Annotated in this window: 10 protein-coding genes and 2 pseudogenes; 1 reads left to right on the top strand and 11 read right to left on the bottom strand. The window is 43.5% G+C overall.

Annotated elements, in window-relative coordinates; genetic code table 11:
* Positions 1 to 55: 55 nt before the first annotated feature.
* Positions 56 to 1,407: pseudogene (locus HMPREF1150_RS11900) on the top strand (IS3 family transposase).
* 163 nt (positions 1,408 to 1,570) lie between these two features.
* Here HMPREF1150_RS11900 and HMPREF1150_RS02025 read toward each other — a convergent pair.
* The 11 genes and pseudogenes from HMPREF1150_RS02025 to HMPREF1150_RS02075 all read right to left on the bottom strand — a co-directional run bounded on the left by HMPREF1150_RS02025 (position 1,571) and on the right by HMPREF1150_RS02075 (position 9,990).
* Positions 1,571 to 2,329, bottom strand: coding sequence for an ABC transporter ATP-binding protein (locus tag HMPREF1150_RS02025; protein ID WP_009660132.1), 759 nt, complete (start codon positions 2,327 to 2,329; stop codon positions 1,571 to 1,573).
* Complete coding sequence (locus HMPREF1150_RS02030) at positions 2,326 to 3,192, bottom strand: ABC transporter permease (RefSeq protein ID WP_009660216.1); 867 nt, start codon at positions 3,190 to 3,192, stop codon at positions 2,326 to 2,328. Before HMPREF1150_RS02030 ends, HMPREF1150_RS02025 begins: the two co-directional genes overlap by 4 nt.
* A 97-nt stretch (positions 3,193 to 3,289) precedes the next feature.
* Positions 3,290 to 3,787, bottom strand: a complete 498-nt coding sequence (locus tag HMPREF1150_RS02035) for a carbonic anhydrase (RefSeq protein ID WP_009660241.1) — start codon at positions 3,785 to 3,787, stop codon at positions 3,290 to 3,292.
* Positions 3,788 to 3,935: 148 nt separating this feature from the next.
* Positions 3,936 to 4,631 (bottom strand): TIGR00266 family protein, encoded by a 696-nt coding sequence (locus HMPREF1150_RS02040; protein WP_002920350.1) that lies wholly within the window; start codon positions 4,629 to 4,631, stop codon positions 3,936 to 3,938.
* A gap of 113 nt (positions 4,632 to 4,744) precedes the next feature.
* On the bottom strand, positions 4,745 to 5,461 hold the full coding sequence (locus tag HMPREF1150_RS02045) for a TIGR00266 family protein (protein ID WP_002911557.1): 717 nt from the start codon (positions 5,459 to 5,461) through the stop codon (positions 4,745 to 4,747).
* Positions 5,462 to 5,578: 117 nt separating this feature from the next.
* The gene (gene radA / locus HMPREF1150_RS02050; protein WP_080558697.1) at positions 5,579 to 6,946 is read right to left on the bottom strand and encodes a DNA repair protein RadA; all 1,368 of its coding nucleotides are present in this window, start codon (positions 6,944 to 6,946) and stop codon (positions 5,579 to 5,581) included.
* Between the two features lie 5 nt (positions 6,947 to 6,951).
* Positions 6,952 to 7,585 (bottom strand): annotated as a pseudogene (locus tag HMPREF1150_RS02055) (class I SAM-dependent methyltransferase).
* Positions 7,586 to 7,637: 52 nt separating this feature from the next.
* On the bottom strand, positions 7,638 to 8,153 hold the full coding sequence (locus tag HMPREF1150_RS02060) for a histidine phosphatase family protein (protein ID WP_009660148.1): 516 nt from the start codon (positions 8,151 to 8,153) through the stop codon (positions 7,638 to 7,640).
* 18 nt (positions 8,154 to 8,171) lie between these two features.
* Positions 8,172 to 8,630: an isochorismatase family protein gene (locus tag HMPREF1150_RS02065; RefSeq protein ID WP_009660175.1), complete on the bottom strand. Its 459-nt coding sequence runs from the start codon at positions 8,628 to 8,630 to the stop codon at positions 8,172 to 8,174.
* A 9-nt stretch (positions 8,631 to 8,639) separates the two neighbouring features.
* Positions 8,640 to 9,083, bottom strand: a complete 444-nt coding sequence (locus HMPREF1150_RS02070) for a dUTP diphosphatase (RefSeq protein ID WP_009660190.1) — start codon at positions 9,081 to 9,083, stop codon at positions 8,640 to 8,642.
* Between the two features lie 217 nt (positions 9,084 to 9,300).
* Positions 9,301 to 9,990 carry a gamma-glutamyl-gamma-aminobutyrate hydrolase family protein gene (locus tag HMPREF1150_RS02075; protein ID WP_002893948.1) on the bottom strand — a complete coding sequence of 230 codons (690 nt, stop codon included), beginning with the start codon at positions 9,988 to 9,990 and terminating at the stop codon, positions 9,301 to 9,303.
* Between the last annotated feature and the right edge of the window lie 218 nt (positions 9,991 to 10,208).

The following is a 10,208-nucleotide window of genomic DNA, read 5'->3' as shown; positions in this document are numbered from 1 at the left end:
TGAACCGCACCCCAAAAGTTAGACAGAAAAAATCTAACTTTTGGGGTGTTTTTAAATGAAATTAACTTATGAGGATAAAGTTCGAATCTATGAACTAAGAAAACAAGGAATCAGCTTAAAGCGACTTTCAGAAAAATATGGAATGAACCTTTCAAATCTTAAGTACTTAATCCGATTGATTGATCGTTACGGAATAGAAAATGTCAAAAAAGGGAAAAACCGTTATTACTCTCCTAAATTAAAACAAGAAATCATCAATAAGGTTTTGATTGAAGGTCGTTCGCAACTAAGCGTATCTCTGGATTATGCTCTCCCAAGTAGTGGATTACTTTCAAATTGGCTGGCACAATACAAGAAAAACGGGTATACTATTGTTGAGAAAACAAGAGGAAGGCCAGCTAGGATGGGACGTAAACGGAAGAAAACTTGGGAAGAAATGACAGAATTAGAACGACTTCAAGAGGAGAATGAGCGTCTACGTACCGAGGTGGCCTACCTAAAAAAGTTAAAAGAGCTAGAAGACAGGGACGAAGCCTTAGAGAGAGAAAGGCAGAGACAGTTAGAGAAATGGTTTCAGGAGGATTTCGATTAGATTTACTCCTTGAAACGGCACATTTAGCTCGCTCAACTTACTACTATCACTTAAAACAGCTAGATCAACCAGATAAGAATCAAGAACTTAAAGCTGAAATTCAGGCCATTTATCGTGAGCATAAAGGAAATTATGGCTATCGGAGAGTTACTCTTGAACTAAGGAATCGTGGCTTCGTGGTGAATCATAAGAAGGTCCAACGGCTGATGAAAGTCCTTGGTTTAACGGCTCGAATTCGTCGGAAACGGAAGTATTCTTCCTACCAAGGAGAGATTGGCAAGAAAGCAGAGAATCTCATTCAACGCCAGTTTGAAGCAGCCAAGCCAATGGAAAAGTGCTATACGGATGTGACAGAGTTTGCCATTCCAGCAAGCAGTCAAAAACTCTATCTATCGCCAGTTTTAGATGGTTTTAACAGCGAAATCATTACTTATCATCTTTCTACTTCACCAAACTTAGAACAAGTAAAAACGATGTAGGAACAGGCATTTACAGAGAAACACTACGAGAATACGATTCTCCATAGTGATCAAGGCTGGCAATACCAACATGATTCTTATCATCAGTTTCTAGAGAGTAAGGGAATTCAAGCATCTATGTCGCGCAAGGGCAACAGCCCAGACAACGGTATGATGGAGTCCTTCTTTGGTACTTTGAAATCTGAGATGTTTTACGGTTATGAGAAGCACTTTAGGTCTTTAGAAGACCTTGAACAAGCTATTGTAGACTATATCGATTACTACAACAACAAACGAATTAAGGTCAAACTAAAAGGACTTAGCCCTGTGCAATACAGAACTAAATCCTTCACTTAAATTATTTGTCTAACTTTTTGGGGTCAGTACATCTAGCGGTTTTTTTTAATCTATTTTTATTAATCTATGAGAGTCTTTTGAACATTAATTGTCTAACTTTGTGGGAGCAGTACATTATTTAGTACATATTCTTTCTCTTGGTTTTACAAAACTCTGAGCAAGCCTATTCAAACAAGCCATAATAATCCGCGATGGTCATCTTGGCTTTCTCTTCTTTGTTTAAGTCCTGAATAATCTGCCCGTCTTTCATGACGATTAGTCGATTGCCGTATTTTAGGGCATCTTCCATGTGATGGGTAATCATAAGAGCTGTGAGGCGGTCACGACTGACAAACTCATTGGTCAGCTCCATCAAGGCTACACTGGTCTTAGGATCCAGTGCTGCAGTATGCTCATCCAGAAGCAAAAGCTCTGGTCGCTTGAGCGTTGCCATGAGCAGGCTCAAAGCCTGTCTTTGCCCACCAGATAGAAATTCAATCGGCGTATCCAGATGTTTGTCCAGACCATTACCGATTTTCTCAATCGTCGCCTGAAACTCTTCCCTGTAGCTGTTGAGCCCACGGGGCACCAAGCCACGCTTTTCGCCTCGGAATTTGGCGATAAGAAGATTTTCCGCCACTGTCATCCGCGGAGCTGTTCCCATCTTAGGATCCTGAAAGACACGAGACAGGTACTTGGCCCGCTTTTCTGGTGAAAAATGAGTGACATTTTCCCCCAAGATATGAATGCTACCGCTGGTCAAAGGGAGAGTTCCGGCAATGACATTGAACAGGGTTGACTTTCCTGCACCGTTTCCACCTAAAATCGTAATAAAATCATGCTCGTGAATGTCCAAAGAAACATCATTTAGGATGATTTTTTCTTCATCAAAGCCGCTCTTTACAAGCTTAGTTGCATTTCTTAATTCTACAATCGCTGTCATTTGCTTAACTTGGCTCCTTTAAAGAATTTATTTTTCAGGGTTGGAATCATAAGACAGACTGCCAGAATCACCGCACTGTAAAGACGGAGATAGTTGGTATTAAAGCCGAGAGCAATAACGCCCCAGATCAAGAACTGATAAGCAATCGCACCAACTACAATGGTGATTAGCCGCTCTGCCAAGGTCAGACTATGGAAGAGCACCTCGCCAATGATAAGACTAGCCAGACCGACTACGATTACCCCAATACCGCGGGAAACATCTGCATAGCCTTCCTGCTGGGCAATCAGCGCCCCAGCCAGAGCAATCAAGCCATTTGACAAAACCAGTCCCATCAACTCCATACGGCCAGTATTGATCCCAAAACTGCGAGCCATATCCGGATTATCTCCGGTCGCGATATAGGCCTGCCCTAGCTTAGTATCCAAGAAAAAGAGCAGGGCAGCAATCACCAAACTGACAAAAATCAAACCAGTCAAGAGGTCATTGACTTCTCCTGAAAAGGGCAGAACATCCTGAATCTTACTGCTGCCTAAAAGCCCCAGATTGGCACGGCCCATCAGCATCAGCATGATAGAGTGGCAGGAGGTCATGACCAAAATCCCAGAAAGCAGAGTCGGGATTTTCCCCTTGGTATAAAGCAGACCTGTCACTGCACCCGCTGCACAGCCCGCTAAAACGGCTGCTGCTGTTGCTAGAAAAGGATTGACTCCCTTGGTAATCAAGGTAACAGCCACCGCTCCGCCCAAGGGGAAGGAGCCTTCAGTCGTCATATCAGGAAAGCCCAGAATCCGGAAGGTCATAAAAATACCTAGACCTAGGACGGCCCAAACCAATCCCTGAGAAATAATGGAAAGAATCATAACATTGTCCTAACTAATTAAAATCGTTTCTCTATTTTAACATAAAAAAGGAGCCAATTTCAATGCCGATGCGCAGACAAAGAAATTGACTTCCCAACTATTCCTCAACAACTGTCATCCGACCAGTATCTACATCGTAAACCGCTCCAGAGATTTCTACATCAGCTGGAATCAGTGGTGACTGCCGCAGCAAGGCCATATCCTCGCGCACACTTTCCTCTACATCTGTAAAGGGCAAAAAGTCCTGATTGCTGACATCGACACCTAGTTCTTTATGAAGATAGACCGTAAAATCTTCATTCTTAAAGGTCTGTGCCCCGCAGTCTGTATGATGCAAAACTACGATTTCCCGCGTTCCTAGCTGCTGCTGCGAAATAACCAGCGAGCGAATCATATCCTCCGTCACCCGACCGCCGGCATTGCGCAAGATATGGGCGTCTCCTAGTGCCAGTCCTAGAGCCTGGGCTACGTGGAGCCGAGAGTCCATGCAGGTTACAATGGCTACCTTGGTCTTGGGATTAATGGGCAGATGTGCCGTTCCATGCAGATCAACATAAGCTTTATTGGCCTTCATAAAGTTTTCAAAATATGACATTCTTTCCCCTTACTGGTACTTTGATATCCAAATAATTTTATATTATCTTACCATCTTTTCTGCTATTTGTCAGTTCTCGACTTTGTTATAAAAAAATAGGACAGATAAATCCAGCATCTAGCCTGATCTTCTGTCCTAGTTTTATTTCTTATGAGCTTCTTGGAATAAACTTGCTGAGTGAGCCTGCAAAGGTTTGAAGATTGAGACTTTGCACATAGACTTCACCAGTACCTTGGAAGGTGTTGACCACTCCTTCTCCCGTTCCGATAGACTGCCAGAAGCCATTTTCCAGATGGATATTATAATTCAAAGACTGGCTCCAAGCTACTACATGGGCATTGTCAATCGTCACTTCTTGGTTATGAAGCTCAATTTTCTTAATAGATCCAAAGGCATTAGCCAACAGAGTGCCCTGACCTTGAGTTGTCATAACGAAGAGACCCCCTTGCCCTCCAAAGAGAGCCTTGCCAACAGACTGGCGCTCCATGGTATAGTAAGCCGTACCATCAAGAGCTAGAAAGGCACCATCATTAAGTCGATATTGCTTTTCGCCTAGCTGAAGAGGAATGACTTGGCCAGGAGAATCTGGCGCTAAAGCAAGGTAGCCATTATCAGACTGGGCAACAGCCTGGGTAATGAAGGTACTTTCACCAGAAACCATAGAACGCCCCACAGCCTTGACAAAACGTCCCAAGCCAGAACCGCTTGCATTGAGCTGGGTATTCAGGGTCACATTCGGCGTGTGGTAGACCATGCTGCCACGCTGGATAAAGACCGTTTCACCTTGATTGAGCGACAACTCAACCAAAGGAAACTGCATATTACTGTCCATAGAAAATCGCATAAGAAATGCCTCCTTCTCATTATGACTTGATTATAACATTTTCATATATTTTGGACAAAGGAAAACTGAAGCATCAAAAAAGAAGAGACAACCTGAGTCTCTCCTAGAAATTTTCAAGAATTGTCAATATTCAGGTGTGGGCGAAGAACATTTGCAAAGGTTTCAATATTGAGACTTTGGATGTAAATTTCCCCAGTTCCATAGAAGGTATTAACCACTCCTTCACCAGTCCCCATGGACTGCCAGAAACCATTTTCTAAATGAATATCATACTCCAGCTCTCGACTCCATGCTACTACGTGGGCATTGTCAATCGTTATCCTATCATTATGTAGCTCGACCTTTTGAATCGAGCCAAAGGAATTTACCAAGAGTGTCCCCTGACCTTGGGTACTCATCACATAAAAGCCCCCTTGGCCACCAAAGAGAGCTCGACCTACCGACTGCGTCTCTAAAGTATAAGAAGCAGAGCCATCCATAGCCAGAAAAGCCCCATCATTAAGGCGGTATTGCTTTTCGCCTAGTTCCAGAGCAACAATCTGACCAGGTACATTAGGTGCTAAGGCTAGACGACCGTTATTTGATTGAGCAGTTGCTTCAGTGATAAACACTCCTTCGCCAGAAGCCATAGAACGGCCTACAGCTTGGATTGCCTTGCCAAAGATTGATTGAGACTCTGCATTCACTTTAGCATTCAGGACAACATTGGGAGTGTGGTATATCATGCTCCCAGTCTGAATACGAACAGACTCTGATACATCTAAGGCAATCTCCGCCAAGGGAAATTGAGCATTATTGGTAATAGAAACATTCATACGATGATCTACCATGGTTGATTATCCTCCTAAAAAATCTGGAAAAACAACTTATAGGAATTTCCAGACAAATCCTATTTTTTTCTAGCAATATTATAGCACGCACAACAACTTTTCGCAATACTACTTTAATCAAGAAAATACCTTCTTTAAAACTTCCCCAATCGTCGTCACACCGATGACTTGGATATTGTCTGGAACTTTGAGGCCGTTCAGAGAGTTTTTAGGAGCGTAGACTTTGGTGAAGCCCAGCTTTGCTGCTTCATTGATGCGCTGCTCGATACGGTTAACACGACGGATTTCGCCAGTCAGGCCAATTTCACCGATAAAGCACTCTTGAGGATTGGTAGGCAGATCTTTGTAGCTGGAAGCAATGGCTACCGCCACCGCTAAATCAATGGCTGGCTCATCTAGCTTGACACCCCCAGCTGATTTGAGGTAGGCATCTTGATTTTGCAGGAGGAGCCCCGCCCGTTTTTCCAGAACCGCCATGATGAGGCTGGCTCGGTTAAAGTCCAGTCCAGTCGTGGTCCGCTTAGCATTGCCGAACATGGTCGGTGTCACCAAAGCCTGCACCTCTGCCAAAATCGGCCGCGTCCCTTCCATGGTCACAACGATGGATGAGCCTGTCGCACCATCCAGACGCTCTTCCAGAAAGACTTCACTTGGATTGACAACCTCAACTAACCCGCCAGACTGCATCTCAAAAATACCAATCTCATTGGTCGAACCAAAGCGGTTCTTGACCGCTCTCAAGATACGGAAAGTGTGCTGACGCTCCCCCTCAAAATAAAGCACTGTGTCCACCATGTGCTCCAATGTTCGAGGACCAGCTAAGGTTCCTTCCTTGGTCATGTGACCAACGATAAAGGTCGCGATATTATTGGTCTTGGCCAGCTGCATAAGCTCAGCTGTCACCTCTCGGACCTGAGAGACAGAGCCTTGAACACTGGAAATTTCCGGCGACATAACCGTCTGAATGGAGTCAATAATCAGAAAATTTGGCTTAATTTTCTCAATCTCCGTACGGATATTTTGCATATTGGTCTCGGCATAGAGATAAAATTCACTGTCAATATCACCGAGCCGTTCCGCCCGCAGCTTAATCTGCTCAGCTGATTCCTCTCCGCTGACATAAAGGACGGTGCCCTGATGAGAAAGCTGGGTAGATACTTGCAGAAGCAGGGTGGACTTCCCGATACCGGGATCCCCGCCAATCAAGACCAGACTGCCAGGCACTACTCCACCACCCAGCACACGATTGAACTCGTCCATTTCTGTCTTGGTCCGGTTGACATCAATCGAAGTGACCTCAGCCAGCTTCATGGGCCGGGTCTTTTCGCCTGTCAAGGAAACACGGGCATGCTTGACTTCTGCAGCTTCTACTTCCTCAACAAAAGAAGACCACGAGCCGCAGTTAGGACAGCGGCCGAGATATTTGGGCGAATGATATTCACAATTTTGACAGACAAAGGTCGTTTTTTTCTTAGCGATGGTGATTCTCCTTATTTTCTAATAATCCAAACAAAAGTAGATAAGACCTGACACACTTGCTCTATGTTAGTAAAGCCAGCCTCTTCTAGTAGGTTTGCAACTTCTTGAGGCGAGAGGGAATTCATCAAACTAGCTTGATTCTTATAAGTACGCTGAATTTGTTGCTGATTGGCTCCTAGCTCTGAAGCAAGTGTTTTCCAATAGCCTAGTTGCTGGTTGGAAAAAAAAGCTAAGAATCAGAAGGCCATCTTCACTTAAAGACTCATAAATTTTTCGAAGAAATAAGCTGGGATTTTCAACAAACTGCAATACTAGCAAGCAAGAACAAATCTGATAAGCAGAGGGCAGTATTGCTTCTTCAAATCGACTATTAAGATACTCCGCTTGAGGCAGATAAACCTGTCTTTTAAGCTCTTGTAGCATCGCCTCACTTGGCTCCACAACCGTCAACCCTGCCTTAGGAAATAAGGATGCCAAACCATTTAACTCATCCGTCTGGCTTGCCAAAGCTAACATCTTATCGACTTTTAAACTGGGTGCTAACCTAAGCAATACTCCTCGGAAAATCACATCTAGCATCACATCATAGCCTGGAATTTTCTGACGAATTTCTGTTGCATAGTCCTTGTTCTTAAATTCTTTCATATTTTCTTTTATCTCTAAATCCTTTTATTAAGATTCTTTTTACAACGAAACATTAAAACTTCAGTTCACATTCAACAAACTGGCAAAAATCAATCTGCTGATCAGCTATAAACTGGCGGATGAGCATGCGATGTGCTACAAGAGCCACTGTCTCGTAGCCTCTGTATTTACCTAGGGTACGTAAAAAGCGGGCTTTCATCTGCTCAGCCGTCTCATACCGGACAAGACTTCCAGCAGGAAGAGAACCATTATTTTCAAAAAATAACTTCCGTGCCTGCTCAAACTTTTCTGTCCCACTCTCATATACCTGCCATTCATGCAGAAAAGGCTCCACAAAAAGCGGCAGTTGGCGGTCTCGAATCAAATAGGAGGCCGTCTCCAAAGCCCGCGTCACAGAAGAAGAGATCAGAATTTCCGCCTGTTCCAGCAAAGGATTATCAGCGGCCTCTGTCGCCATCCGACGACCAGCAGCCGACAAGGGAGCCAAATCTAGTCCAAAGCCAGTATAACCAGCCTCTTCCAAAAGTGAATAATCTGGCTCTCCGTGGCGGATAAAAATGATTTTCATACTAATGTCCTCATAAAGTTATCCAATCTTGATTCCGCAATCTTGCCATTGCTTCAGTGTTTTAGAGAATTTCTTCTGGTTAGCAACTCCGATAGCGGACAAATCGATGGAAACCTGATAATTCTCCTTGACAGCTGCCAAAACGGAAGCCTTGACACAGCCATTGCCATCGATCCCAATAAACTCTATGCTTTTAGCACCGTTTCCCTCTAAAAAATCTTTTAAATCCGGATTGGTAAAACAAGAAGCCCGACGCTTCTCAAAGATGCGAGAAGATACAACCTGCAAACCAGTCGCAAATTTCTTCTTCCTATCTTTTCTCTCCCAGAAAAAACGGTTGAGAATATAGATAACCCGATTGCTGGGATAGCTGGCAATTTTGTCATTTACAGCCACAGTCAGTGCTTCATTATCATATGCTTTTCCTACAGCAACATAATCTGACTGCATATCTACAACTAATAAATAGTCTGACATTTTCTTACTCTATTTCCCTGTCGAGCCAAATCCGCCGGTCCGCACACCTTCCGCTTCATCTCCATCCGCAATTAGAAATGGTGCAAAGACAGCCTGCACTACACGTTCGCCAACTTCAAGGACGACTTCCTGATCCGTGATATTCTTCATTTGGGCAAAGATATGGCCTTCGTTTCCAGGATTGCCATAGTAGTCGCCATCAATGACCCCAACGGAGTTAATCAAAACCAGGCCTTTTTTACGAGGGTTGGATGAGCGATCGTAAAGATAAAGCACCTCGCTCGGCTGCATATAGGCCTTGACACCAGTCGGAACCAGCTTAATCTCCCCTGGCGCAATGATTGTGCGCTCTGCCACTTTCAAATCGTAGCCCGCTGCGTGAGCCGTCTCTCTCTTGGGCAACAAATCTTCATTTGTAAAGCTGGAAACCAGCTCGAATCCGCGAATTTTCATGCATTTCTCTTTTCTATTTTTGCTGTCCCTATTATACTAAATTCGCAAAGAACAAGCAAAAAAACCGCCAATTGGGCGGTTCTTATAGGGAGATTATTATGAAAAAGAAAAGTTTTAGGATTTCTAAACAAAGTTAGGAGGTCTTTGTTTATGGTCTTAGTATAGAACACTTATCTTAAATTTTCCTAAAAGTAACTTGAAAAAATGAAATAATTTTTTACAGCTCTTGCAAAAGGTACTGAAACAGCTCCAAATTGCCTTTTTCTTCGTTTATTAAAAACTCTGGATGCCATTGAAGGCCTATGATACGATGATTGTCAACCGATTCAATCGCTTCGATGGTATTGTCTCTGGGGTCAAAGGCTGTCGCGCGGAAATTAGGTGCCAAGTCTTTGATGCTTTGGCGATGGACCGAATTAATCTGACTAGCCTGACCAAACAAACGCTCCACAACGCTGTCTTTCTCCGTACGAATGGAGTGCGAAGTACCAAATGGCAAGCCCTGCCAGTGATTTTCGATATGCTGATTGAGAGTTCCGCCAAAAGCAACATTTACCAACTGCAGACCGCGGCAGATGGCCATGACTGGCTTGTTTTGGCGCAGGGCTTCTTTCAAGAGTGCCAACTCAAACTCATCGCGAACAATATTGTAGTCGTCACTGTCAATGGTCTTTTCTTCCCCATAAAACTGCGGATGAACATTTTGCCCGCCTGACAAAATCAGCTTGTCAATCGTTTCTACATAATCTTGAACTAAACTTTTATCCCCAACGGGAATCACCATTGGCAGGCCACCAACCATTCGTACGCCGTCCACAAACTTGCGTGAAACAGAGGTGTGAATATTCTTTCCAGCTTCATCTACTGGACAAAGATTGGCTGAAATTCCAACAATTGTTCTGCACATACCGTGATTCCCCCTTATTTTGATATAGTATATCTTACCACTCCTCTGCGAAGCCGTCCAATAGATTTTTTTAATGCTGGTTATAAAAATTTTTTATCAGAATATGCAACAGTATAAATCTCTTTTTTAAAATTTAGAAAAACATTTCAGAATTATCAGAAAATTATTTACTTTTGACAGAAATTTGTTATAATAAGCAGTGTAAAAACTCATAATTT

The organism is Streptococcus sp. AS14 (genome assembly GCF_000286495.1).
In the GTDB taxonomy this organism is placed as follows: Bacteria; Bacillota; Bacilli; order Lactobacillales; family Streptococcaceae; genus Streptococcus; species Streptococcus sanguinis_P.
This window is presented reverse-complemented; position numbering and strand designations above follow the sequence as displayed.

Excerpts from the sequence above, each read along its gene's own strand:
- HMPREF1150_RS02030 (WP_009660216.1), bottom strand. The coding sequence starts at position 3,192 with ATGATTCTTTCCATTATTTCTCAGGGATTGGTTTGGGCCGTCCTAGGT.
- HMPREF1150_RS02070 (WP_009660190.1), bottom strand. The coding sequence starts at position 9,083 with ATGAAAATTCGCGGATTCGAGCTGGTTTCCAGCTTTACAAATGAAGAT.
- HMPREF1150_RS02060 (WP_009660148.1), bottom strand. The coding sequence starts at position 8,153 with ATGAAAATCATTTTTATCCGCCACGGAGAGCCAGATTATTCACTTTTG.
- HMPREF1150_RS02025 (WP_009660132.1), bottom strand. The coding sequence starts at position 2,329 with ATGACAGCGATTGTAGAATTAAGAAATGCAACTAAGCTTGTAAAGAGC.
- HMPREF1150_RS02075 (WP_002893948.1), bottom strand. The coding sequence starts at position 9,990 with ATGTGCAGAACAATTGTTGGAATTTCAGCCAATCTTTGTCCAGTAGAT.
- HMPREF1150_RS02045 (WP_002911557.1), bottom strand. The coding sequence starts at position 5,461 with ATGGTAGATCATCGTATGAATGTTTCTATTACCAATAATGCTCAATTT.
- HMPREF1150_RS02040 (WP_002920350.1), bottom strand. The coding sequence starts at position 4,631 with ATGCGATTTTCTATGGACAGTAATATGCAGTTTCCTTTGGTTGAGTTG.
- HMPREF1150_RS02065 (WP_009660175.1), bottom strand. The coding sequence starts at position 8,630 with ATGTCAGACTATTTATTAGTTGTAGATATGCAGTCAGATTATGTTGCT.
- HMPREF1150_RS02035 (WP_009660241.1), bottom strand. The coding sequence starts at position 3,787 with ATGTCATATTTTGAAAACTTTATGAAGGCCAATAAAGCTTATGTTGAT.